The 25,118-nt window shown below is 59.1% G+C and carries 19 protein-coding genes and 1 other RNA gene; 11 read left to right on the forward strand and 9 right to left on the reverse strand.

Translation table 11 applies throughout. The annotated features are described in order from the left end of the window. Positions 1-44: 44 nt before the first annotated feature. Both ssrS and zapA read right to left on the reverse strand, forming a co-directional pair. Positions 45-226: non-coding RNA, 6S RNA (ssrS, locus tag AB5Y84_RS09905), on the reverse strand. A gap of 16 nt (positions 227-242) precedes the next feature. Beyond that, the gene (gene zapA / locus AB5Y84_RS09910; RefSeq protein WP_005333910.1) at positions 243-575 is read right to left on the reverse strand and encodes a cell division protein ZapA; all 333 of its coding nucleotides are present in this window, start codon (positions 573-575) and stop codon (positions 243-245) included. 173 nt (positions 576-748) lie between these two features. On the opposite strand from zapA, the gene AB5Y84_RS09915 reads away from it, so the two are divergent. The 6 genes from AB5Y84_RS09915 (at position 749) to gcvP (ending at position 9,288) form a co-directional block, all read left to right on the forward strand. Next, positions 749-1,318: a UPF0149 family protein gene (locus tag AB5Y84_RS09915; RefSeq protein WP_005333908.1), complete on the forward strand. Its 570-nt coding sequence runs from the start codon at positions 749-751 to the stop codon at positions 1,316-1,318. 177 nt (positions 1,319-1,495) lie between these two features. After that, positions 1,496-2,719 (forward strand): 2-octaprenyl-6-methoxyphenyl hydroxylase, encoded by a 1,224-nt coding sequence (ubiH, locus tag AB5Y84_RS09920; protein ID WP_257724879.1) that lies wholly within the window; start codon positions 1,496-1,498, stop codon positions 2,717-2,719. Positions 2,720-2,855: 136 nt separating this feature from the next. After that, positions 2,856-4,124 carry an FAD-dependent 2-octaprenylphenol hydroxylase gene (locus AB5Y84_RS09925; protein WP_139400911.1) on the forward strand — a complete coding sequence of 423 codons (1,269 nt, stop codon included), beginning with the start codon at positions 2,856-2,858 and terminating at the stop codon, positions 4,122-4,124. Positions 4,125-4,540: 416 nt separating this feature from the next. Beyond that, a complete protein-coding gene (gcvT, locus tag AB5Y84_RS09930) occupies positions 4,541-5,638 on the forward strand; it encodes a glycine cleavage system aminomethyltransferase GcvT (protein WP_257724878.1) in 1,098 nt (365 codons plus the stop codon). 84 nt (positions 5,639-5,722) lie between these two features. Then, positions 5,723-6,112 carry a glycine cleavage system protein GcvH gene (gene gcvH / locus AB5Y84_RS09935; RefSeq protein WP_005333898.1) on the forward strand — a complete coding sequence of 130 codons (390 nt, stop codon included), beginning with the start codon at positions 5,723-5,725 and terminating at the stop codon, positions 6,110-6,112. Positions 6,113-6,411: 299 nt separating this feature from the next. Next, positions 6,412-9,288 (forward strand): aminomethyl-transferring glycine dehydrogenase, encoded by a 2,877-nt coding sequence (gene gcvP, locus AB5Y84_RS09940; protein WP_257724877.1) that lies wholly within the window; start codon positions 6,412-6,414, stop codon positions 9,286-9,288. An 85-nt stretch (positions 9,289-9,373) separates the two neighbouring features. Here gcvP and AB5Y84_RS09945 read toward each other — a convergent pair whose 3' ends face one another. Continuing rightward, positions 9,374-10,927, reverse strand: coding sequence for a PAS domain-containing methyl-accepting chemotaxis protein (locus tag AB5Y84_RS09945; RefSeq protein WP_257724876.1), 1,554 nt, complete (start codon positions 10,925-10,927; stop codon positions 9,374-9,376). A gap of 203 nt (positions 10,928-11,130) precedes the next feature. Here AB5Y84_RS09945 and AB5Y84_RS09950 point away from each other — a divergent pair, with 203 nt between their 5' ends. Continuing rightward, the gene (locus AB5Y84_RS09950) at positions 11,131-11,841 is read left to right on the forward strand and encodes an HAD family hydrolase (RefSeq protein ID WP_257724875.1); all 711 of its coding nucleotides are present in this window, start codon (positions 11,131-11,133) and stop codon (positions 11,839-11,841) included. A gap of 127 nt (positions 11,842-11,968) precedes the next feature. Here AB5Y84_RS09950 and AB5Y84_RS09955 read toward each other — a convergent pair whose 3' ends face one another. Then, a complete protein-coding gene (locus tag AB5Y84_RS09955; RefSeq protein ID WP_257724874.1) occupies positions 11,969-13,039 on the reverse strand; it encodes a permease in 1,071 nt (356 codons plus the stop codon). Between the two features lie 106 nt (positions 13,040-13,145). On the opposite strand from AB5Y84_RS09955, the gene AB5Y84_RS09960 reads away from it, so the two are divergent. Further along, entirely contained in the window at positions 13,146-13,472 is a 327-nt protein-coding gene (locus AB5Y84_RS09960; RefSeq protein WP_257724873.1) for a helix-turn-helix transcriptional regulator, read from the forward strand. Positions 13,473-13,560: 88 nt separating this feature from the next. Here the strand turns inward: AB5Y84_RS09960 and AB5Y84_RS09965 are convergent, their stop codons facing one another. Then, positions 13,561-14,943 carry an amino acid permease gene (locus AB5Y84_RS09965; RefSeq protein WP_005352966.1) on the reverse strand — a complete coding sequence of 461 codons (1,383 nt, stop codon included), beginning with the start codon at positions 14,941-14,943 and terminating at the stop codon, positions 13,561-13,563. A 347-nt stretch (positions 14,944-15,290) separates the two neighbouring features. On the opposite strand from AB5Y84_RS09965, the gene AB5Y84_RS09970 reads away from it, so the two are divergent. Next, on the forward strand, positions 15,291-15,626 hold the full coding sequence (locus AB5Y84_RS09970; RefSeq protein WP_308218862.1) for a hypothetical protein: 336 nt from the start codon (positions 15,291-15,293) through the stop codon (positions 15,624-15,626). A 239-nt stretch (positions 15,627-15,865) separates the two neighbouring features. Here AB5Y84_RS09970 and AB5Y84_RS09975 read toward each other — a convergent pair whose 3' ends face one another. Then, positions 15,866-16,678 carry a pyruvate, water dikinase regulatory protein gene (locus AB5Y84_RS09975; protein ID WP_005344832.1) on the reverse strand — a complete coding sequence of 271 codons (813 nt, stop codon included), beginning with the start codon at positions 16,676-16,678 and terminating at the stop codon, positions 15,866-15,868. A gap of 347 nt (positions 16,679-17,025) precedes the next feature. Here AB5Y84_RS09975 and ppsA point away from each other — a divergent pair, with 347 nt between their 5' ends. Continuing rightward, positions 17,026-19,398: a phosphoenolpyruvate synthase gene (gene ppsA / locus AB5Y84_RS09980; protein ID WP_257724871.1), complete on the forward strand. Its 2,373-nt coding sequence runs from the start codon at positions 17,026-17,028 to the stop codon at positions 19,396-19,398. Positions 19,399-19,465: 67 nt separating this feature from the next. On the opposite strand, the gene AB5Y84_RS09985 is transcribed toward ppsA, so the two are convergent. Next, a complete protein-coding gene (locus AB5Y84_RS09985) occupies positions 19,466-19,924 on the reverse strand; it encodes a hypothetical protein (RefSeq protein WP_257724870.1) in 459 nt (152 codons plus the stop codon). A gap of 18 nt (positions 19,925-19,942) precedes the next feature. Further along, positions 19,943-21,817 carry a S8 family serine peptidase gene (locus AB5Y84_RS09990; RefSeq protein WP_257724869.1) on the reverse strand — a complete coding sequence of 625 codons (1,875 nt, stop codon included), beginning with the start codon at positions 21,815-21,817 and terminating at the stop codon, positions 19,943-19,945. A gap of 487 nt (positions 21,818-22,304) precedes the next feature. Here AB5Y84_RS09990 and AB5Y84_RS09995 point away from each other — a divergent pair, with 487 nt between their 5' ends. After that, the gene (locus AB5Y84_RS09995) at positions 22,305-23,171 is read left to right on the forward strand and encodes a MetQ/NlpA family ABC transporter substrate-binding protein (RefSeq protein ID WP_257724868.1); all 867 of its coding nucleotides are present in this window, start codon (positions 22,305-22,307) and stop codon (positions 23,169-23,171) included. Between the two features lie 85 nt (positions 23,172-23,256). Here the strand turns inward: AB5Y84_RS09995 and AB5Y84_RS10000 are convergent, their stop codons facing one another. After that, complete coding sequence (locus AB5Y84_RS10000; protein ID WP_257724867.1) at positions 23,257-25,107, reverse strand: DUF3413 domain-containing protein; 1,851 nt, start codon at positions 25,105-25,107, stop codon at positions 23,257-23,259. Positions 25,108-25,118: the final 11 nt, after the last annotated feature.

Consider the following 25,118-nt stretch of genomic DNA (forward strand, 5'->3'; position numbering starts at 1 on the left):
AGGCAAAGAAAAAGCCCGTCACGCTGGTGACGGGCTTTTGCTGTTGGTACCCCGAGATGCCGTTGCCGGTTTGGGCCCTTGAACCGTCGGTTCAAGGCGGGGATCGGATCTGACCGCAGGCTTCTCGGTCGTGCCGAGCATGCGCAATAGCCAGAAGGCAGATCCCCTGTTTGGTATGAATATCGGCTCGGGGACTTGAACCGGCTGACAAACATCCCAGGGAATTTTAAAACGGTTTGCGATTAGGGCTGCTGCCCCTCTTCGCTGGAATCACCATATTGTCCATGCTCGATCAGGGCCGCTTCGATGGTGCGTTGCAGCATCTTGATCCGCTTGTCCATGGTCTCAGAGTATTGGTGGTTCTTCTCTTTTTCAAGGCAGAGCTCATGACAGAAATTGAGCGCCGCCATGATAGCCAATTGTTCGTTGCTGGAGACCTTGGAGCGTTGACGCAGGTCGATCAACTTGTCGGTCAGCTGCTCGGCGGCCTGGCGCAGGGCATCCTGCTGTCCCAAGGGACAGGATACCTTGTAGGGACGTCCCAAAATGACGATTTCTACGGCCTCTGTGCTCATGCCTTCCTCAATACGGCGGAGCTGATTTCCGCCTTTATCCACGTGGACAACTGGGCGGGACTATATAGCGCAGATGCATAAGTTTCAAGGCCTTGCTGGCTCTGCAAGAGGGAGAATGCTAGGATCCTGACCATTAATTCTGCAAATTTGACTGAACTTTGAGCGGATCCTCGATGAGCAAAACGAACCCCCTTAAATATGCGGCAGTGGCCGACATCATGGAACAACATGAGCTGATGGCCAGCGCAGTAGAGGCCCATGGTGTGATCTGCGGTCTGGTGTGCGGCGGTGTGGCACTGGACGACAAGAGTTGGCTGCCCCATTTCAACGATCTGGTGAACGACGGTTTCGGCCTGCCGGCCCCGGTGCGCCAGGTGATGACCGATCTTTATCACAATGTGGTCGAGAGCCTGATGGCCCAGAAGGGCGTCGAGCTGCTGCTGCCAAGTGATGATGCTCCCCTCGATGAGCGCATCGATTCGCTGGTGGACTGGTCACAGGCGTTTCTGGCCGGTTTCGGCGTGGTGCAGCAGGAGCTCTCCCGCGCATCGGAAGAGCTGCAGGAGATGATCCAGGATATCGCCAGCATCACTCAGGTCTCTGCCGAGTTCGATCAGGAAGATGACGAGAATGAAGCTTCCTTCCTGGTGCTCTACGAACACGTCAAACTGGGGGTCATGATGGCCTTCGAAGAGTTTGGCAAGCGCCCCGATACCCCGAGTGCACCGCCGACCCTTCATTGAGGTGCGGGTCAACGAGACCCTTACTGAATCTGCAAGAGCGCCTGATGGCGCTCTTTTTTATTCCCTTGTGGTGGCTAACCCTGTGAGGCGCAACCGGTTTTTTGCCGGTGACCTCGCATTCGGCCAGCGGCTTTGTGATAGCATGAGGCCACCTTTTTCACTTCTTCCTCTCTGCTTATGTCTCAATCTGATGTGCGACAGGTCGATGTCACCCTGGTCGGCGGTGGAATGAGCGGCGCCGTGCTGGCCCTCTCGCTGGCAGCCCTGCTTCGATCCGATGGCTCCCCCCTCGAGATCCTGCTGCTGGAGGCAAGCGTCCCCGAACAGCACACCCATTCAGGGTTCGACGCCCGCGCCATTGCGCTTTCGGCCGGTACCTGTGATGCGCTGTTGCGACGCGGACTCTGGCCGCTGTTTGCCCCCCATTGCGCCCCCATTACCCAGATCCATGTCTCGGATCGGGGCCACTTCGGTCAGGCTCGCCTGTCGGCTGCCGAATACGGTCTGCCTGCGCTGGGCCAGGTGATCGAGCTTGCATCCGCTGGCAAGGAGCTGCAACGGGCGATGGCGGCCTCTCCCAATATCCGGGTCTGTTGTCCGGCCCGGGTGAGCGAGATTGTGCCCGATGAGGAGAAGGTGACCCTCACCCTCGAGAGCGGTGAACAGATTGAGACCCGCCTGCTGGTGGCGGCAGACGGCGGCAACTCCTTTGTGCGTCAGCACTTCAAGTTGCCGGTGACCCGCCACGACTTTGAGCAGCACGCCATCATCGCCACGGTCAAAACGGCGCAAGACCCTGAGGGACGCGCCTTCGAGCGTTTTACCGAAGGGGGGCCGCTGGCCCTACTGCCGATGCAGGAGGGGCTCTCCTCGCTGGTGTGGAGCGTCGGGCAACATGAGGTGGATGAGCTGACGGCCCTCGATGAGGCGGCGTTTCTTGCCCGTCTGCAGCAGGCCTTTGGCTGGCGGCTTGGTCGCTTCGAGCGATGCGGCGTGCGTAACGTCTATCCGCTCATTCTGACCGCCTGCGACTACCCGCTGGCCCAGCGCACCGTGCTGGTTGGTAATGCCGCCCACGCCCTGCACCCGATTGCCGGACAGGGCTTCAACCTCGGGATGCGGGATCTCGACCTGCTTACCGGCGCCGTAGCCAAGGCGTTGGCAGAGGGGGAGGATATCGGCAGCTTCAAGGTACTGGGTGGCTACTGGCAGCAGCGTCAGCGCGATCAGGATCAGACCGTCTGGCTCACCTCTTCGCTGGCCCAGCTCTTCTCCAATGGTCACGATCCGCTGGTGGCGGGGCGCAATCTGGCGCTCACCCTGATGGGGCGATTCCCGTGCCTCAAGGTGCCGCTTGCCTCGCGCACCCTAGGCTTTGTCGCTGATGTGTGCGGCAACTAGCCAGCACTTGTTGAGTGGAACCTGTTGACCGGAAGATGGTGACCGCCATTCGTTGATCAAAACCTATTGAATAAAGAGGTGATGCCTGCGGGCGTCCCCTCGCTGGCCAGCCGGTCAGCCCAGAAAGGATGAGATGATGCAGATGCAAAATGTGGATGTGGTGATTGTCGGTGGCGGCATGGTGGGGCTGGGGCTCGCTGCGGCCTTGAAACATAGCGCCCTCAAGGTGCTGGTGGTGGAGGGGCAACTGCCCGATCCGCAGTTGGGGGAGGTGGCCGATAACCGGGTCAGCGCCCTGAGTCTGGCCAGCCAGCAGATCCTGCGCCATGTTGGCGCCTGGGACGGCATTGAAGCGCGCCGCCTGCAGGCCTACGACAAGATGGCGGTGTGGGAGCAGGACAGTTTTGGCCATATTGACTTCGATGCCGCCAGCCTGCGTCAGGCCAACCTCGGCCACATCGTCGAGAATCGGGTGATCCTGCTGGCGCTGCTTGAGGCGATTGAAGGTGCCAGCAATATCCAGTTGCTGACCCCCGCCAGAGCCAAGAGCCTGCAGAGCGGCCCGGCAGGCGCCCTGCTGCTCCTTGAAGATGGTCAGGCCATCTCGGCCAAACTGGTGGTGGCTGCCGATGGCGCCCACTCCTGGGTGCGCCGTCAGGCTGATATCCCGCTCACCAGTTGGGATTACGGCCACCACGCGCTGGTGGCGACGGTGCACTGCGCCGAACCCCATGAAGCTGTTGCTCGCCAGATCTTCACCCCGGATGGCCCGCTCGCCTTTTTGCCGCTGTGGCAGGAGAACCTCTGTTCCATCGTCTGGTCGCTGCCTGCGGCCCGCGCCGAGGCGCTCTGCACCTGTGACGACGAGCAGTTCAACCGCCAGCTCACCACCGCCTTCGATGCCCGCCTTGGTCTGTGCAAGGTGGAAGGGCCGCGCAGCGCTATTCCTCTTACCGCCCGCTATGCCCGCGACTTTGCCCGTGAGCGGCTGGTGCTGGTGGGGGATGCCGCCCATACCATCCACCCGCTGGCGGGGCAGGGGGTCAATCTCGGCCTGCTGGATGCTGCCGCGCTGGCGGAGCAGATCTTGCAAAATCATGCCGCGGGCGAGGATATCGGCCTGCTCGCCAACCTGCGCAGCTACGAGCGCTGGCGCAAGAGCGAGGCGGCTCGCATGCTGGCGGCGATGGAAGGGCTCAAGCGGCTGTTCAGCGGGGCCAACCCGCTCAAGAAGCTGGTGCGGGGCGTGGGATTGCGCGCGGCCAATCTGCTGACGCCCTTCAAGGAGGGGGTGATCCGCGCCGCCATGGGGCTGGAGGGAGAGTTGCCCGCATTGGCCCGTCCTGACTGGGCTGTTGCTGCGACCAAGGGCAGTGCCATGCAGGCCAAGGGTGAAAAAAACTAATATTACTCGCCGTTTTTGACAACAAAAGTAATCCGACAAGGCTGACGACCCGATTTGGGCGTCAGCCTTTAATTTTGCTCTGGAGCGAAACGTTTTTCTGCAAATTGTGACGAAACGGTAAAAATCAAAATTTAATCTCGCCTGAGTCGGCTTATGGCTGTTTTTATCACTGCATTTATCTTAGTGTCTGGGGTCAGTTTTACGAGAGGGGATTAGTTTTTTTTGAGCGGCACGCTCGCCTGCTTGTCATATAATCCGCTCCGTTCAAGGAATCCCTCTTGCCTGGCAAGGGCAGGAGCGAGCACACACTTTTGGATCCGGTCGCTTTTTGCTGTACGTAGTGCAGTCAGAGCGGTGGCACGGATCGCAAGGGTGGTCGCCAAAGCGAAAAGGCTTTTTGCTAAGGAAAGAATGCGATGATCCAGACTACTGTACTGCATCCCAAACACCTGGAAGCCGGCGCCAAGATGGTGGACTTCCACGGTTGGGAAATGCCCATCAACTACGGCTCCCAGCTGGAAGAGCACCACGCGGTGCGCAGCGATGCCGGTATGTTCGATGTCTCCCACATGACCATCGTCGATTTGACCGGCGAACGGGTTAAAGCCTTTCTGCAACACCTGCTGGCCAATGACGTGACCAAACTCACTGCCCCCGGCAAGGCCCTCTACAGCGGCATGCTCAATCCGGAAGGCGGCGTGATCGATGATCTCATCACCTATTACCTAACCGATACCTTCTACCGGCTGGTGGTCAACTCTGCTACCCGCGAGAAGGATCTGGCCTGGATCCGCCATCACGCCATCGATTTTGACATCACAGTGACCGAGCGTCCGGAGCTTGCGATGATTGCGGTGCAGGGCCCCAACGCCAAGGTCAAGGCTGCGGCCGTGCTGAGCGCCGCTCAGCGTACCGCCGTGGTGGGGATGAAACCCTTCTTCGGCGTGCAGGCTGGCGATCTCTTTATCGCCACTACCGGCTACACCGGCGAAGATGGTTATGAAATCGTAGTGCCGCAAGAGAAAGCCTGCGAGCTGTGGCAAGCGCTGCTAGATAACGGCGTGGCCCCGTGTGGTCTCGGTGCTCGCGATACCCTGCGCCTCGAGGCGGGGATGAACCTCTACGGTCAGGATATGGACGAGTCAATCTCTCCACTCGCCGCCAACATGGCCTGGACCATCGCCTGGGAGCCGAGCGATCGCAACTTTATCGGCCGCGACGTGCTGGAAGCACAGAAAGCGGCGGGCAACCAGCCCAAGCTGGTGGGGCTGGTGATGGAAGAGAAAGGGGTGCTGCGTGCCGGTATGCCGGTCACCTTCACTGCGGCAAACGGTGAGAAGCGAGAAGGTGTGATCACCTCCGGCTCCTTCTCGCCCACCCTGGGCTACAGCATCGCGCTGGCACGGGTGCCCCGCGATATCGGTGAATTGGCCGAGGTGGAGATCCGCAAGAAGCTGGTCACCGTGAAGGTCACCAAGCCCGCTTTCGTCCGTAACGGCCAGAAGCTGGTTTAATACCGTCTTGGGGGAGGGCAGTGCCTCCCCCATCCCTTTTCATATTCGTTTTTAAACGCGACTCAAAGATCAAAGGAAGCACAAATGAGCCATATCCCGAGCGAACTGAAATATGCCACTTCCCACGAGTGGATCCGTGTCGAAGCCAACGGTGAGGCCGTGGTCGGCATCACCGAGCACGCCCAGGAGCTGCTGGGTGACATGGTGTTTGTCGAGCTGCCGGAAGTGGGCAAGCAGGTGAGCGCCGGTGACGACTGCGCCGTGGCCGAGTCGGTCAAGGCGGCCTCCGACATCTACAGTCCGGTGAGCGGCGAGATCATTGCCGTCAACGAAGAGCTTGAGGGAAGCCCCGAGCTGGTCAACTCCGATCCCTACAGCGCTGGCTGGTTGTTCCGCATCAAGCTTGATGACGAGAGCGAGCTGGCCAACCTGCTGGATGCCGAGGGCTACCAGAACGTGGTGGACGAAGAGTAATGCCCCCGGGCCCTGCCAACACAGCAGGGCCCCTTTGTATGACAGCCAGCCGGGCAAGCACCGGCCGGTGGAAGGGTGAAGTCGCCCGCGCCTGCCGTTTGCCAGCCTAGGTGCCTAGGGGGCAAACGGGCCGGTGCGCAACAAGGCGATCCCCTCTTGATGCTGCCGCAGCATCTGGTGCCGCACCCTCTCTGCGGGACCCAGAACATGAGTGGAGTCGGTATCAACCGACGATCAGGAACATCAGGTCTTGGTTATCAGGATGTCATGCCAGGACTTATTTATCAGGAAATAGGGAAATGACCCAGTCACTGTTTGAACTCGAGCAAAAAACCGATTTTGTCCGCCGCCATATCGGCCCGGGCGAGGAAGAGCTGCGCCAGCTGCTGGCGACCGTTGGGGCCGAAAGCCTGGACGATTTGATTGAACAGACCGTGCCCGCCGCCATTCGCCTGCCGGGCCCGCTGGGGATCGGTGCCGGCATGACCGAGGTGGAAGCGCTGGCCAAGCTCAGAGGCTATGCCGCCCAGAACAAGATTGCCAAGAGCTATATCGGCATGGGCTATCACGATACCCATGTGCCCCATGTCATTTTGCGCAACGTGCTGGAAAATCCGGGCTGGTATACCGCCTACACTCCCTATCAGCCCGAGCTGGCACAGGGCCGTCTCGAAGCCCTGCTCAACTTCCAGCAGCTGACGCTGGATCTGACCGGCATGGATCTGGCGAGTGCCTCCCTGCTGGATGAAGCGACCGCCGCCGCCGAGGCGATGGCGCTGGCCAAACGGATGGCCAAGTCCAAATCCAACCTCTTCTTCGTGGCCGATGATGTGCACCCGCAGGTGATCGACGTGGTCAAGGAGCGTGCGGTTCACTTTGGTTTTGACGTGGCGGTTGGCGCTGCGAGCGATGCAGTGAGCGAAGAGGTGTTCGGTGCCCTGTTCCAGTACCCCACCACCACAGGTGAGGTGAAAGATCTGCGCGCCCTGATTGCCGCGGTACAGGCCCAGAAAGGGCTGGCCTGCGTCAGCGCCGACCTGCTCTCCCTGCTGCTGCTCAAATCCCCGGGCGAGCTGGGCGCCGATGTGGTGTTGGGCTCCGCCCAGCGCTTTGGTGTGCCCATGGGCTACGGTGGCCCCCACGCCGCCTTCTTCGCCACCCGCGATGCCTACAAACGTTCCATGCCGGGTCGCATTATCGGTGTCTCCAAGGATGCCCGCGGCAAGGCCGCGCTGCGTATGGCGATGCAGACCCGCGAGCAGCATATCCGCCGCGAGAAAGCGAATTCCAACATCTGTACCGCTCAGGTGCTGCTGGCCAACATGGCAAGCTTCTACGCCGTCTATCACGGCCCGGTGGGGCTGAAAACCATCGCCTCCCGCGTGCACCGTCTCACTACCATTCTGGCGCTTGGCCTCAAGGCCAAGGGGGTGGCCCTCAAGCATGCCAGCTGGTTCGATACCCTGACCGTGCAGACTACCGACAAGGCGGCGCTGATTGCCAAGGCCGAGGGGCTCGGCATCAACCTGCGCGCCGATCTGGATGGCTCGGTAGGGGTATCCCTCTCTGAAACCACCACTCGCGGCGATGTGGCCGAGTTGTTCGATCTCTTCCTTGGTCAAGGTCATGGGCTCGATATCGAGGCTCTCGACAAGGCGGCCCAGGCCCATCACGCTATCCCGCAGGATCTGCTGCGCACCGATGCCGTGCTGACCCACGAGGTGTTCAACAAGTACCACTCCGAAACCGAGATGCTGCGTTATATCCACCGTCTCGAAGCAAAAGATCTGGCGCTTAACTACGCCATGATTTCCCTGGGTTCTTGCACCATGAAGCTCAACGCCACCGCCGAGATGATCCCGGTGACCTGGCCCGAGTTCGGCAAGTTGCACCCGTTCGCCCCGCTGGCACAGGCCAAGGGCTACCAACTGCTGCTGGCCGACCTCGAAAACTGGCTGGTGAAAGTGACCGGTTACGATGCGGTCTGCATGCAGCCCAACTCAGGTGCGCAGGGCGAATACGCAGGTCTGCTCGCCATCAAGAAATATCACGAGTCTCGTGGTGAAGGGCATCGCGACATCTGCCTGATCCCAGCTTCTGCCCACGGTACCAACCCGGCCTCTGCCCAGATGGCGGGGCTCAAGGTGATCGTCACCGCCTGTGACAAGTCCGGCAACGTGGATCTCGACGACCTGCGCGCCAAGGCGGCCGAGGCGGGGGATCAACTCTCCTGTCTGATGGTGACCTACCCCTCCACCCACGGGGTGTATGAGGAGACCATCAAGGAGGTGTGCGACATCGTTCACCAGCACGGTGGTCAGGTCTATCTGGACGGTGCCAACATGAACGCGCAAGTCGGGTTGACTGCGCCGGGCTTTATCGGGGCAGACGTCTCTCACCTCAACCTGCACAAGACCTTCGCCATTCCTCACGGCGGTGGCGGCCCGGGCATGGGCCCCATCGGCGTGAAGAAGCATCTGGCACCGTTCGTGGCTGGTCATGCCGTGGTCAAGACCGACAAGGAGAGCCGTGACAATGGCGCCGTGTCGGCGGCACCGTTCGGTTCGGCCAGCATCCTGCCCATCAGCTGGATGTATATCGCCATGCTGGGTGACGAAGGGCTGAAGAAATCCACTCAGGTGGCCATCCTTAACGCCAACTATCTGGCCAAGAAGCTGGGTGACTCCTTCCCGGTGCTCTATTCCGGGCGCAACGGTCGGGTAGCCCACGAGTGCATTCTGGATATTCGTCCGCTGAAAGAAGCCTCCGGCATCAGCGAGATGGACGTGGCCAAGCGGCTGATGGACTACGGTTTCCACGCGCCGACCATGAGCTTCCCGGTAGCGGGCACCCTGATGGTCGAGCCGACCGAATCGGAATCCAAGCGCGAGCTGGATCGCTTCGTCGAGGCGATGACGTCCATCCGCGCCGAGATTGCCAAGGTGCAGGAGGGGCAGTGGAGCCTCGCCGACAACCCGCTGGTCCATGCGCCGCACACCCAGGACGACGTGATGGATGCAGAGTGGTCCCGTGGCTACAGCCGCGCCGAGGCGGTCTTCCCGTCCGACGCCGTGCGCGCCGCCAAGTTGTGGCCCTCTGTGAACCGCATCGACGACGTCTACGGCGATCGCAACCTGTTCTGCTCCTGTATCCCGACTGAGGATTACGCCAAGTAAGTGGCGTTTAGGTGCAACAGTTAAGCCGTATAAACAACAGGGCCACCCAAACGGGTGGCCCTTTTTATATGTCATCTGATTGCTGCTATCCAAACGTCCGGCTTAAGTCCTTGAGCTGGCTCGCTTTGCTCTGCAAATTGGCACTGGTTTCACTCACCTGATCGATTTTGAGGCTGTTATCGTGAGAGAGCGAGGATATCTGGTTGATATTGCGACTGATCTCCTCGATGACAGCTTGTTGCTCGGTGGCCGCGGCGGTGATCTGGTTGGAAAAATCAGAGACCTTGTCTATCTCGACCACAACCTGATTCAGGTTGCCGGTGCTTGCCCGGGTGGTGGCGAGGCAGGCGTTGGTTCTGGTCACATTGAGATGCATCATCTCTTTCCATCCCCCCAGGGTTTGCTGGATATGGCCAATGCTGTTCTGGATCTGCTCTGTCGCCTTGTGGGTTCTGGTCGACAGGCTGCGAACCTCGTCCGCCACCACTGCAAAGCCACGCCCCTGATCGCCTGCCCGTGCGGCTTCGATGGAGGCATTGAGCGCCAGCAGGTTGGTTTGATCCGCAATGCCGCGAATTTCGCTCATGATGGTGCCGATCCGCTCGGACTCGCTCGCCAGCTCAACGGCTGACTGAAAGGCTTGCTCCGCCTGGGTGGCCAGCGCAGACATCTCTTCTCCTGCTTCCGAAAGCTGGGTGCTGGTGGTGATGCAGTGGCTGCGGGCCTCTTCAATCTGGCTGTTGCTGTCTTGAATATTGCGGTTGATCTCCTCGGCGGCCGAAGCCATCTGGGTGACGGCGGTGGCAATCTGCTGGATCTGCGTGTCTTGCGAAGAGATATCCTGGCTGGCCAGCGAGGCGGAGCCGCGCAGGTCATTGGCCATGGCATTGAGCGAAGCTGTGGTGTCATCCACTCGGCCGAGTACGGTACGGATCTTCGCTTGCCCGAGCTTGATATGGAAATCTGCAATGCTGTGGGGGGCATCTCCCGAGAAGATAAGGCGGCTGATGCTGTCGTAATCCTGTTCGAGCTGCTGCAAGAATCGCGGTGTGAGGAAGAGAGGGTGGCGATTGAACCAGATGGCTGCCAAGAGGGGAATGATGACCCAGAGCGCCTGCAGCGGTGAGAGCAGCCAGACCGCGCTGATCACGCTGACGAGCAGCAGGGGGATGGTCATCATGGCCGGTGTGAGTTGACGCAGGCTCATGTGAATGGCAGAGCCGGTTTCACGGGCTTTAAGGGTTTTGTACATCTGGCTGGCACGCGCTTTGTGCTCTGCGGCGGGACGGCAGCGGACGGATTGGTAACCCACCATCTTGCCATCTTCATAAATCGGGGTGACATAGGCATCAACCCAATAATAACGACCATCTTTGCAGCGGTTTTTTACCATGCCTCGCCATGGTTTGCCTGCCTGCAGGTGGGCCCAGAGATCGGCAAACGCTGCCTTGGGCATGTCGGGGTGGCGCACCAGATTGTGATGCTGCCCCAACATCTCTTCCAGGCGATAGCCTGCCACCTGACAAAACGCCGGATTGGCGTAGGTGATGTCCCCTTTGAGGTCGGTCGTCGATACCAATTGGATATCGTCGGCAAATTCAACCTCGGTATCTGTGGTGTGAAGCGAGCTGGTTACCATGATCAGGCTCCGGTTTCGGCGTAACGGAATACTTCGTTTGAGTATGGCAGAGGATGTTCATTTATTGTGTTGTTGCATATTAACTCTTGTGCTACTGCGTGGGGACGGGATGGGTCTCACATTTTTACAGCACAGTTCGGCGAGGGGAGGCAGGCCAAGTAACATGGCGTGACTTATGGTTGTGCAGCGAGACAGGTAACGCAATGAAGTTGGATGCGATTTTATGGAATTATGACGGTACTCTGGTCAATTCGGTGCCGAAGAATATCGATATCACCAAGCAGATCCTGGCTGAGGTCGCCCCCCATCTGACCGGAGAACATCTGCCGCGCTATCTGCGCAGCGAAGCGGAGTATCACCATGCCAATCACGCCGCCAAGAACTGGCAGGCGCTCTATATGGATTACTACGGTTTGTCGCGGGACGAGATGGTGCTGGCTGGCAGTCTGTGGGCCAAGCATCAGGAGATGAACCGGACCGAGGTGCGGTTTTTTGCGGGGCTGGAGGCGGTGATTGACCATTTCTCTGCCATTCCCCACGGAATTTGTTCGCAAAACTCCCAAAAAAGCATTCGCCGGGTACTGGAGCTGCATGGCGTGAACAGCCTGTTCAAGGCTGTGGTCGGCTATGATGACGTGCCCGGACAGCAGCAAAAACCCCATCCTTACGGTGGCCTCAAATGTCTGGAGTCTATCTTCGGCCCAGCCAGGTGCCAGTCGCTGATCTATATCGGTGACCATGAAGCGGATGTGCAGTTTGCCCGTCATTTGCAGGGGGCGCTTGGCGAGCAGAGCCGTGTGATATCGGTGGCTGTCGCCTATAGCCGCGCGACCCCGGAGCGCTGGGAACACCAACCCGACCATATCGCCCGTGACGTCGAGGATCTGCTCCCCATCGTCGGGCAATATCTGTAACGCCGGTTGCAGATTGCCGTACGGAACATGCAAAACGCCGATCTGTTGATCGGCGTTTTGTCTATGGGATGCCTGATGGTTTCACACTCAGCTGGCTTAACACCTTTTCTGTTTAATGATGGGCGACTTAAAACAGCAGTTGCGTCAGGTAGCCCATCAGGATCGCCATGCCGAGGATCACGGTAAGGAAGGCCGCAATCATCGGGGTTCTGAACATGGATTTGAGCAGGATCACCTCGGTCAGGCTGGCGCCGGCACTGCCGATGATCAGCGCCATGACGGCGCCCATCCCCATCCCTTTGCCCAGCAGCACCGATGCCAGCGGGATTACGGCCTCGGAACGGATGTAGAGCGGGATCCCGACGATGGCGCTGAATGGAATGGCCAGCGGGTTGTCGGCGCCGGCATGGGCGGCGATCCACTCGGCCGGAATAAAACCGTAAATAAACGAGCCGATGAGCACCCCCAGCAGCAGGAAGGGCAATACCGCTTTGAACTGCTGCCAGGCATCGATGCGAGCTTTGACCCAGGCGGTGGGGAGCTGTGGTGCTCTGGTCAGGGCTGCCGTGCCATCGCCGCAGCAGGAGAGAGTGGCCTGTTCTGCCATCTCTGGTTGCGGTGCCGGGAAGCACGCTGTCCCGTTGAGGGGGTTGATTGCACGAATGGCGCTGCGTTGGTTGTCACTGCAATGTGCTTGAGTGGTGGCGCGGGTCGCCGGGCCACAGCCACTACCGCAAGAGGGGGTGGCCTCTTTGGGGTCGATGACATGGCGCTCGAATCCCAATCTGTCGAGCAGCATGCTCGCCATGACGGAGACGCTGGCGGCGATCACGGCGTAGAGCAGGGTCACTTTCCAGCCGAAGGTGGCCCACATCAAGCCGACGATGATGGGGTTCAGCAGTGGCGAAATAAACAGGAAGGTGAGGGTGGGGCCAAAGCCAGCCTTGGCCGAGAGCAATCCTCTTAGCATGGGGATGGTGGAGCAGCTGCAAAAGGGGGTGACGGCACCGAGCAGGGCCGAGAGCAGATAGCCCTTGCCATGGCGCGCGCCCAGCATCCGCTGGATCTTCTCGTCGGGGATCTTCTGACGGATCAGGCTGACCCCGGCGCTAATGACCAGAAACAGAACCGACAGCTCGACAGCCAGAAACAGGAACATCTGGGCTGCATCGGTCAGCATGGTTAACCACTCATTCATTGTCGTATCCTCACTTAGTTTCTATATTTCCAAAATAATCGAAATGAATGGCCGGTCAAGATATTTCTGGTATTATCGAAATATCAAATTTGTGGAGGGCGCAGAGATGCAACTGGAAGAGGTCGCCAAGGCATTGAAAGAGCTGGGGCATCCGACCCGGCTGTTTATCTTCAAGCATCTGGTCAAGGCGGGAGAGCAGGGGCTGCCGGTGGGTGAGCTGCAAAAGCAGCTGGCGATCCCCGCTTCCACCCTCAGCCACCATATCGCGGCGCTGGTCTCGGTGGGGCTGGTGAAGCAAAACCGGGAGAGTCGCACCCTGCTTTGCGTCTCTCAATACGCGGTGTTGGAGGAGATCATCGCCTTTTTCCGCGATGAGTGTTGCATCAACAGCCCGGAGCATCGGCAAGATCAAGGGCAAGAGCTGCCTTCCTGAGGGCTATGGTTGCTAGTAGTGCTGCGCGCAATAAAAAAACGCCGATCATCCGATCGGCGTTTTGCATTGTTTTTCTCAGCTACGGGCATTAACCCAGATTGGCTGCGACCTTGCTTTGAGCTTGTCCTTTGCGCTTGATGACAAAGCCAATGCCCAGTACCACCAGCCAGGCTGGGATCAGTTCGACCGAGATGCGGAAATCGGGGGTCATATACATGATCACCAGGATGCCAGCCATAAAGGCGAGGCAGAGATAGTTGCCGAAGGGATACCAGAACGCCTTGAACTTGGGCTGGACGCCTTCTGCGACCTTGGCCTTGCGGAACTTGAGGTGCGCGAGGCTGATCATCGCCCAGTTGATCACCAGTGCGGAGACCACCAGCGCCATCAGTAGACCGAAGGCTTTGCCCGGCATCAGGTAGTTGATCAGCACGCAGAGCAGGGTGGCGATGGCCGAGACCGAGAGGGCAACCAGCGGCACGCCGCTCTTGTTGGTCTTGAGCAGGGCTTTCGGGCCGTTGCCCTGTTTGGCCAGACCGAACAGCATCCGGCTGTTGCAGTAGACGCAGCTGTTGTAGACCGACAGTGCCGCCGTCAGCACCACGATGTTGAGCACGGTGGCGACCAGATTGCTGTCCAGAGCGTGGAAAATCATCACGAACGGGCTGCCGCCTTCCACCACTTTACCCCAGGGGTAGAGGGACATCAGGATAGCCAGGGCGCCGATGTAGAAGATGAGGATACGGTAGATCACCTGATTGGTGGCCTTGGGAATGCTCTTCTCGGGATTGTCCGCTTCGGCGGCGGTAATACCGACCAGCTCCAGACCGCCAAAGGAGAACATGATCACCGCCATCGCCATCACCAGACCGCTGATGCCGTTGGGGAAGAAGCCCCCTTGTGCCCACAGGTTGGTGACGCTTGCCTCGGGTCCGCCGGCACCGGAGAGGAGCAGATAGCCGCCAAAGCCAATCATGCCGATGATGGCGACCACCTTGATGATGGCGAACCAGAACTCCATTTCGCCAAACGCTTTGACGTTGGAGAGGTTGATGGCGTTGATCAGCACGAAGAAGAAGGCTGCCGACATCCAGGTCGGGATCTCGGGCCACCAGTACTGGACATAGATGCCCACCGCGGTCAGCTCGGCCATGCTCACCAGCACGTAGAGCACCCAGTAGTTCCAGCCGGACGCAAAACCGGCAAACTCACCCCAGTATTTGTAGGCAAAGTGGCTGAAGGAGCCGGCTACCGGCTCTTCCACCACCATTTCACCGAGCTGGCGCATGATCAGGAAGGCGATAAAGCCGCCGATGGCATACCCCAGCAGGACTGAGGGGCCTGCCATCTTGATGGTTTGGGCAATGCCCAGAAAGAGGCCGGTGCCGATGGCGCCGCCCAAAGCAATCAACTGAATGTGGCGGTTTTTAAGGCCGCGCTTCAGCTCCTCACCGTCTTGTTTCAAATCCATGGGTCTGTCCTTACGTCTCTGTTGTCTCTGGTCGGTGTTGGGCTCATCCTGAGCAGGCCGCAGTGCGTAGCCAAAACCTGACGAAAGCTGTATTTATTTCGTTACACCATGCCATTTGCAATTTTTAGTGTTGGCTGGCAACCGAAGCAGAATAGTGATAATCCGCCATGAATGCACCTGTTTTCCATCTCTAATGGCCGTGTTTTGTACCAAAGGCAGCTTTTTCATGATCTGCAGAGGCTTCTTGGTAGTTTTTGGCTAATGTTTGTGCAATCGAATTCTGTTTGATTGACATTTTGTCTTGTTGGTGTGCTTTTGTGGTGCCAAGCCACAAATGGATGCAAATGATGCCAAACAAGCGAGAGTACAGGGAAGAGTGCAGGGAGTTGGAGTACAGAAAGCGCGAAAGCGTGCTGCAACAAGGGGTTGCCCGGGGTGTACAGGTGGCGCTCTGGTTAGGGATTGCCGCCAGTCCGCTGTTGTTGCTGGTGGCCGCGATTATGTTGCTGGGTTGGCTGTTACTCGGTGATCAGGAGTTGCTGCACTACTGGCAGTCGCTGTTGCTGGCGGGTGGGGTAACGGGGGCGCTCGTTGGCGGCTGGCTGGCGGAGCGGGTTCGCCTGCGCTACGGTTTGCTGGCCTTCTATGCCCGGTTGATGAACAACCCTGAGCTCAATCGTTAGTTAACGCTGGCTGTTTGCCGAGCGCAGCAGAACGGAATCGAATAGCGGCTAACTGGCAGCGGGTGACAAGGGCACAACGCCAAGGTCGACAAGAAGAGGGATAAGCATTTGTGGTGCTTATCCCTTTTTTACCCACGCTTTTCACTGTCATCTATGTGAATTGCAGTTCGCCACAGCTGACTTTCGCCGCGACACTGTAATTTTTATCTTTTGTTGATGCCGATAGCTGTCAAGCTGGCTTAACAGAGCTGACGGCGCAGACCGGTTGCCTCGAGGACCTTGGCGCTGATCTCCTCCACCGAGTGGGAGCTGGTATCCAGGAAGCGTATCGCCTCCTGGCGAAACAGTCGCTCCACGCAGGCCAGCTCCTGCTCGCACTGTTCGATGGAGGAGTAGCGGCTGTTTGCACGGCGCTGGTTACGGATCTCGTGCAGCCGCTGCGGCGCTATGGTGAGGCCAAACAGCTTGTGACGGTTGGCCTTGAGGGGGGCGGGCAGCTCCAGCATCCCCATGTCCTGCTCGATAAAGGGGTAGTTGGCGGCGCGAATGCCAAACTGCAGCGCCAGATAGAGGCTGGTGGGGGTCTTGCCGCAGCGGGAGACCCCGATCAGGATGATGTCCGCCTCATCGTACTCTTTGGTGGTGATGCCATCGTCGTTGGCCAGCGCAAAGTTGACCGCCTCGATGCGATCGTCATAGAGCTTGCGATTCTCCATACCGTGGGTGCGGTGGAGGCGGGGCTCGGCTTTTACCCCCAGCTCCTGCTCCAGCGGGCTGACGAAGGTATTGAGAAAGTCGTGGCCGCACGCCTCCGATTTCAGTACCTCTTCCCGTACCAGCGGGTCGACAATGGTGTGAAACAGGATGGGGCGTACCCCGGTCTGGCGAAACTGCTCGTCGATCCGCATCCGTACCTGACGGGCTTTCTCCAGTGTCTCCACAAAGGGGATAGTGATCTGCTCGAAGGCCAGCGGAAACTGGCTCAATACCGCGTGACCGAACACTTCGGCGGTGATGGCGGTTCCGTCTGAAACATAAAATACGGTGTGCACGTAGGGCTCCTGTGATACCGCGGGTGGGGTCGCATGGGGTAAGGGGTGAGAAGTATCTCCCGAAACCATACCAGTTTTGTCAACCGGTCTGCTGTGCCCAAGTTGTGAAGTGGCTTGCAAACCTGAATCGTTATCTTTTTGTGTCGCCATTGTAGAATGTTTCGGTCATTCGACCATCCCCAACGCTTGCTCGGGGATTTTTTTGAAAATCAATAGAAAACGTTTTCATGGTCGTTGGCAACAAAAGAAACAGACAATAACGCACCTGACTTACCCATAACCTCATCGATTAAATCGGGCGCACGAGGTGCTATGGCATCGGTGCCCACCAACCTGGAGACATCCAAGTGCAACAGTACGTGCTCTGGTACGAACAACTCGGAATGCAGGACGTAGAACGAGTTGGCGGCAAGAACGCATCCCTTGGCGAGATGATCAGCAACCTCTCTGGAGCCGGCGTATCCGTGCCGGGGGGCTTTGCCACCACCGCCTTTGCGTTTAACGAGTTTCTGGAGTCAAGCGGCCTCAACGGCAAGATCCACCATCTGCTCGACAATCTCGACGTGGACGATATCGCCGCCCTCAACCGGGCCGGTCAGCAGATCCGCGACTGGGTGATCGAAGCCCCGTTCCAGCCCGAGCTGGAGCAGGCTATCCGGGTTGCCTATGAAAAGTTGAGTGCCGGTGTCGAGGCCTCGTTTGCGGTGCGCTCCTCCGCCACCGCCGAGGATATGCCGGACGCCTCCTTTGCCGGTCAGCAGGAGACCTTCCTCAACGTACGTGGCATCGATGCCGTCATGACGGCGGTCAAGCATGTGTTTGCTTCCCTGTTCAACGATCGCGCTATCTCCTATCGGGTGCATCAGGGCTATGACCACAAGGGTGTTGCCCTCTCGGCCGGGGTACAGCGGATGGTGCGCTCGGATCTCGCCGCCTCCGGCGTCATGTTTACTCTGGATACCGAGTCCGGCTTCAACGACGTGGTCTTTATCACAGGAGCCCATGGTCTTGGCGAGATGGTGGTGCAGGGCGCGGTCAACCCGGATGAATTCTATGTGCACAAGCCAACTCTCAAGGGGGGCCGCCCGGCGGTGGTACGCAAGACCCTTGGCTCCAAGCTTATCAAGATGACTTACTCTGAAGATGCTGCTCACGGCCGTCAGGTGAAGATTGTCGACACCAATGAGGCCGAGCGTAGCCGCTTCTGCATCACCGATGAGGAGGTGATGGCGCTGGCGAAACAGGCCCTCATCATTGAGCAGCACTATGGCCGCCCGATGGACATCGAGTGGGCCAAGGATGGTCAGGATGGCCAACTCTATATCGTGCAGGCGCGCCCGGAAACCGTGCGCAGCCGCCAGGAGGCCAACACCCTCGAACGTTTTGCCCTCAAGCAAGCAGGCAAGGTGTTGATCGAGGGGCGGGCCATCGGCCACAAGATTGGCGCGGGTCCGGCGCGGGTCATCTCTTCCATCAGCCAGATGGACGAAGTGCAGCCCGGCGATGTGCTGGTCACCGACATGACCGACCCGGACTGGGAGCCCATCATGAAGCGGGCCTCCGCCATCGTCACCAACCGGGGGGGGCGCACCTGTCACGCCGCCATTATCGCCCGTGAGCTGGGCATTCCGGCAGTGGTGGGCTGTGGCAACGCTACGGATCATATTCAGCCGGGCCAGCGGATCACCGTTTCCTGCGCGGAAGGGGATACCGGTTTTATCTATGACGGCGAGCTGGACTTCGATGTGGCGGTGACCGAGGTGGGCAATATGCCGCGCCTGCCCATCAAGATCATGATGAACGTCGGCAACCCGGACCGAGCTTTCGACTTTGCCCAGTTGCCCAATGCAGGGGTTGGGCTGGCGCGCCTTGAATTCATCATCAACCGGATGATCGGCGTGCACCCCAAGGCCTTGCTGGAGTTTGACCAGCAAACCCCAGAGCTGCAGGCCACCATCGGCAAGATGATCGCCGGTTACGACAGCCCGCGGGAGTTCTATGTGGCCAAGCTGACCGAGGGGATCGCCACTCTGGGGGCCGCCTTCTGGCCGGAGCGGGTGATCGTGCGGATGTCAGACTTCAAGTCCAACGAGTACGCCAATCTGGTGGGCGGTCGTGGCTACGAGCCCCACGAGGAGAACCCGATGATCGGTTTTCGTGGCGCATCCCGCTACATCGCCGACAGCTTCCGCCCCTGCTTTGCCCTCGAGTGCGAGGCGATCAAGCGGGTGCGCGATGTGATGGGATTGACCAACGTCGAGGTGATGATCCCCTTCGTGCGCACTGTGGGCGAGGCGGAGCAGGTGATCGACATCCTGGCCGAGAACGGTCTGCGCCGCGGCGAGCGGGGGCTCAAGGTGATCATGATGTGCGAGATCCCAAGCAACGCCCTCTTGGCAGACAAGTTCCTCGAGCACGTGGACGGCTTCTCCATCGGCTCCAATGACATGACCCAGCTCACTCTTGGGCTAGATCGGGATTCCGGGCTCATCGCCCATCTGTTCGACGAGCGCAACGAGGCGGTCAAGGCGCTGCTGTCGATGGCGATTCAGGCAGCGCGCAAGGCGGGCAAGTACGTGGGGATCTGTGGCCAAGGCCCATCCGATCATCCGGACTTTGCCGCCTGGCTGGTGGCGCAGGGGATCGACTCGGTGTCTCTCAACCCCGATACCGTGGTCGATACCTGGCTCTATTTGGCGGAGCAGCATGGCGCCAAGTAAGTCACTATCAAAATGAGCAGCAGAAAGGGGGCCATGATGGCCCCCTTTGTTATTTGTCTGTCGCGACCTATTTCGGCTGCTGTTCGGCCCCCGACAGCTCGATCTGCACATTCACCCCTTCGTTCTTGAGCTTGGTGGCGATGGCGTTGAGATCGGTGCCCGGTTTGGCCTCCAGCAGGGCGATACCACCACTGCTCTGTTTGAAGTTCAGGCTGTGGCGAGTCGCCAGCGCCTTGGCGGTGGCATCGTCAGCTTCCACCAGCAGGGTGCCGCTTACCGTCAGCTCCGGGCTGGCGGCCCCTTGCATCAACACGTCACCGCGGCGCAGGGTCTGTTGCGAGACCTTGCTGTCAAGGCTGCGGGCGACCCGCTTCTTGCTGCCATTGTCAGGAATGAGGTAGGTCTGGCCGTTCACCTCTATGGTGCTGTACTGCTTGCCATCCATGGTGATGGACTCCTGGGCGCAGAGCTGCCCCGAGAGGGGGGCCAGCAGGGTTGCCAGAAGCAAGGTAACAGGTTTGTTCATGGTAATACTCCTAGCGTGTTAGCTGCGGTTGGCATCGTGACCCAGGACCCGCAGGGACCATGAGATCAGCTTGCCCGGTTGGCGATTGTTGCGCTCGGTCAGGGTGGTACGCTCACGGGTCTCGCGATTGAGCAGAGAGACCTGACGGGTACCGTTGGCAACGTCGGTCACTTCCAGTCGCCATGTGCCTTGCGCCGATTCGCCGTAGAACTTGTTGGATAGCATCCGCATGTCGCGCAATCCCTTGGTTCGCACAAAGCCCAGCTGCTGCTGGTCGAGAGATTGGCCGACCAGGCTGTTGAAGGGGCTCAGCAGGATGCTACGGGTGCCAGCGGGGGAGACCAGTTCGATCAGCAGATCGGGCAGACGCTGGTGATCCAAGCTGACCATCACCTGAACCGCTTCTACCGTCAATGGTGTCGCGATGCGGGTTGTCGAGCTGGTCGGGCTGTTGCCCACATCCGCAATGGCGGCGGCACTGCCGGTGACATTGATCTTCTGCCACGGCAGTTGCACCAGCGGGGGGAGGGGTTGGTGATTGGCTGCCAGCTCAAGGGCCTTGTTGACGTCGATCAGACCAAAACCGTAAGTCGGGTTGAACCACATGCTGGCGGCATTGCGTTCCCACCCTTCCAGCCCTTTCACATCACGCACCTTGCCGGTGCTGCTGGTGTAGCTGACCATCACAGGTTTCTGTGTGGCATCGACCCGGGTTGCGCTGCGCGCCAGCAGATCCCGCAGGTCACGTACCGACAGGTCCGGGTAGGCGGACATGAGCAGCGCCATGGCGCCGGAGGTGCTGGGGGTGGCGGAGGAGGTGCCGTTCATCACGCCGTTGTAGTCGCAGCTGGCATCCAGTTGCGGGTTGCCGTGCAGCCGGTTGGTGCTGGGATCGTCGGTGCGGTTGTAACCCATGTCGCAGCCGGGCAGATCCGTGGTCACCATCGCCGGAGCGTCGGTACCGTACTCGCCGCCGGTCGCGCTCAGGAAGATGTTGCTGCCGACGCTGGAGTAGGAGGATCTGACGCCATCGGCGTTGAGCGCGCTCACCACCAGGTTCCAGAAGTTGCTGTTGGAGGGATCGAGGTTGCTGTTTTCAAACGGCAATTTGGGGCCATTGCCGGTGCGGTTAAGCACATAGCCGCCCGCCGCTATCTTGTTGAAGCCGTTGCCGGCGGCCTTGATATAGGCCGCGCCCTGCGCCTTGAGGGTCTGCTGTTCAAACAGGCGATCAAGTTGGGATTGATCCAGAGAGTTGGCTGAGCGGGGATCCACCACACTCATGCCGTAGCTCTGGTTGAACACCTGGTTGTCGCGGCTGGCATCGCTGTCGCCAAGGGCGTAGAGCCAATCTTTCTGCAACTGCTGGCTGTTGTCATCCAGCAGGTTGAACCCCTGCAGCTGGGCTCGCGGGGCAATTCCCTTGGTACCGATGGCGTTGTCTACCGCCGCAATAATGCCGGAGACCGAGGTGCCGTGGGCCGTATCCGGATCGGTCGGTGTCGGGTCATCGCTGCCGGTTACCACGTTTTTCGAACCCGGACGCACGTTCTCCGCCAGATCCGGGTGGGCGATGGCCAGACCATCATCCACCACGGCCACATTGACTCCCTGGCCCAGCACGCCGGTGCGATGAGCCCACCAGAGGTTGAGATCATTGCCCGCTATACCGCCACGGGCGCTGAATCCATCCTGGCCGCTGTTGAGCAGATACCACTGTTGCTCCTGCAGGGGATTGGCACCTGGCAGGCAGCGCTCGGTGCTGCTGCGTCCGATATCCATGCCGCTCTCCTTGCCGGTGAGCGGCGCACAACCTTCATTTGCCTGAACGAGCGCACTGGGCAGGGTCGACAGCAGTGCTGTGATCGCCAGTGCTAACGATGTTTGCTTCATTATTTTTTTAACTCCATCTTGGATCGCACCATCCTGAGTGCGACGGAAATCTATACACGGGTGGTAGGGGTTCAAAAAGAGCCATTTTCAAAAAACGCAATGAGGTTCAAAGAAATCCGATCTGGTTTGTGGTAGGTATTCCAATGACGCTGGTTATGTGTTTTATTGAGAATGGTTCTCACTGCTCACTACTGATCTTTTTATCTGTAACTCACTCCTCTCGCGACTCTCCTTCGCCGCAGCCATCTCGATTCGGGGCAATCCCGAGGGGAGCTCGTGCGCTCTTGAACGTGAGTGGCATGGTTGTATGTGCCAACGTGAGTACAGCTATGCATTCGGGGGTGACAGCAAGGGTGATGAGGTGGAACCAGCGGTTTATTGCTTGGCGGCAGTGGATGGCTGGATTGCTGCGGTTTGAGGGGCTTAATCTCTGAGAGCCACCCCGCCGCAGTCCCATAGCTTGATGCGTACCTGACAGGGAGTCTCTATGTCGTTTCGTTCCTTCTTATCTTCTCCTTTGACTGCTTCCTTGCGCGTCACTGCTGGCGCCAGCACCTTTATTGCCGCGATGGCGGTCGGGAGCCTCTCTTTTTCCGCGGTTGCCGCCGATGCGTCCTTGCCGACCAAACAGGAGATTGTGATTGGTACCACGGTGGGGGATTTTGCCGACATGGTGACCGACTCCATCAAGCCGCAGCTGGAGGCCAAGGGGTATAAGGTCAAGCTGGTGGAGTTCACCGACTATGTGACCCCCAATATTGCTCTGGCTGACGGATCACTGGATGTGAACTGCTTCCAGCACAAACCTTATCTGGAGAGTTTTGCCAAAGATCGCGGCTTGTCGCTGGCACCCATTACCCAGGTGCCAACTGGCCCGATGGGGCTCTACTCCGGCAAGCTGGCGGCACTCGACAAGGTGCAAGAGGGGAGCACGGTGGCCATCCCCAACGATCCCACCAATCAGGCGCGGGCGCTGTTGATGCTACAGGATCTTGGTTGGCTCACTCTCAAGGAGGGGATAAACCCGCTAAAAGCGAGCGAGTTTGATGTGGTGAACAATCCGCACAATCTCAAGCTGGTACTGCTGGAAGCCGCGCAGTTGCCCCGCTCGCGCGAGGATGTGGACTTCTCGGTGATCAACGGTAATTTTGCCGCCTCCAGCGGAATCCCGTTCAGTGAAGGACTGTTTCTGGAGCGCAGCTACGATTTTATCAACTGGGTGGTGGTGAAAAGCGCAGATGCGGAGCAGCCGTTTGCCAAAGATGTGGCGGCGGCCTACAACTCGGCGGCTTTCAAAGCCTATGCAACCAAGCGTTTCGTCGGCTACAAGTACCCGCAAGGGTGGGGTGGCTAACAGTCGTGAACGTGGCACGGCTATACAACGAAAAACGCCCCGAATTCGGGGCGTTTTTTATGGTAGCAAGCCATCAACGGGCGCTTCACTGGTTGCGATAGAAGCGGTTCAGCTCGTTCATCACCTGGATCATGGCGCCCATATCCGGGGTGCCGTGCTTGATCGGGCGATAGCTGTTGCGCTCCAGCAGTTCGAAGTCACCCTGCTTGTTGAAGTGGGTGATGGTGTCCCCTTCATAGATGGCGAAGTCGTTCTGATCCCCGGCCAGCAGCCAGTTGCGCGGGCTGGTATCAAACAGCGAGCGGCCAACGCTGTAATCGCGCGCCGGATTGCGCACGCCCAGCATCCCCTGCATCAGGGTCGGCGCCAGATCGAAATGGCTGCTCGGTTGTTCCCGAACGTCACTGCCGCGCCCCGGCCAGGCCAGTACCAGCGGTACCTGCACCTGATAGGGTGAGTAGTTGCTGCCTGCGCCCCAGCTGTTGCTGCGGGTGTCGTTGAACTCCTGACCATGGTTGGAGGTGATGACGACGATGGTGTTGCTGTCCATCCCCTGCGACTGCAATTTGGTCAGCATCTGCTCAAGCAACTGGTCGGTATAGAAGACCGAGTTCTTGTAGCGGTTCTCCAGTTTTTGCAGGTTCTCCGCCCGATAGGCGGTCGCCGGATTGAAGTTGGCAAGCTCCGGTTGGAACGGCCCCTTCATGGTGGCGGGTAACTGGTAGTCGCCTGGGCTCGAGAGATAGACCAGCGAGAACCAGGGGCGCTCGGGAGAGCGCTTCTCCAGCCACTGTTGCCAGTCGGTCAGCAGCTTGCCATCGTCACTCTGCTCGGAGACAAACACCTGTTTGCGCAGACCGGCGAGGATGCTCTTGCGATACTTCTGGGCATCTTCCATCGTGCCGAACAGCCCGAACTGGTAATCCTGGCGCAGCATCTCGTCGAACAGCACCGGCGGACGCTTGTCGCTGCTGATGTCCTTGTAGTAGTGGCCGGGCAACCCGTAGAAGAGGCTGAACATCCCCATCAGATCGTCGTTGCCACCACTCAGGTGATTGCGGAACGTCAGATGCTGATCCGCATAGCGCTGCAGATTGGGCATGTTGATGTTGTTGAGCATGTCAAAACGCAATGAGTCGACCACCACAATCAGCAGATTGTTGTGGGTCAGGGGGGCGTTGACGTTGAGCGGGCGCAGCGGGTAATGCATCCGGCTGTCGCTGTTATCCCCTTGGGAGGCCGCCTGCTTCTCGTACTGATCCAGATCCAGCCAGCCATGTTTGGCCAGGAAGGAGCGGGCCGTCATGGGGTAGGAGAGGGGGAAGTTGGCTCTCTGCATGGTGATCGGCTGATAGAGGGTCGCATCGGCCCAGCTGTTGACCACGTGGGTCAGAATAAAGCAGATCAGCAGGGCCAGCCCCACCTGATTGCCGTACTGGCGGCGCTTGCGCTTGTTGATCTTGCGCCAGACATAGGCCGACAGCAGCAGTTGCAGCAGGAAGATGGTGGGCACGGCAACGAAGATGATGCTCCAGATTGAGCCCTCTTCGGTTTGCGCCTGATCCAGCAGCAACTGCCATACCTGACTGTTGAGGTGGAACTTGAACAGCCGGAATACCTGGGTGTCGATCAGCAGCAGCACCAGCGCCAGGGTAGCGATGATGGCCGAGATGAACCGCAACGACTTCTCCTTGGGCAGCACGAAGCTGAGTGGGAAGATCGTCAACAGGTAGGTGACAAAACTCAGAAACGAGAAGTGGCCAATCCAGCTTACAACGAGATAGATCACGCCAAGCGTGGTCGATGGCCAGCTGATGGCACCCAGATAACGGGTGGCGATGAGCATGGCCAGAATAATGTTGAAGAAGGAGAACCAATGCCCCCAGGTGATCAGGCGAGAGACATTATCACGATAGGGGTTACCGGTTTCGACCATAGTGATCCATC

Source organism: Aeromonas sp. s11, from assembly GCF_040907945.1.
In the GTDB taxonomy this organism is placed as follows: domain Bacteria; phylum Pseudomonadota; class Gammaproteobacteria; order Enterobacterales; family Aeromonadaceae; genus Aeromonas; species Aeromonas veronii.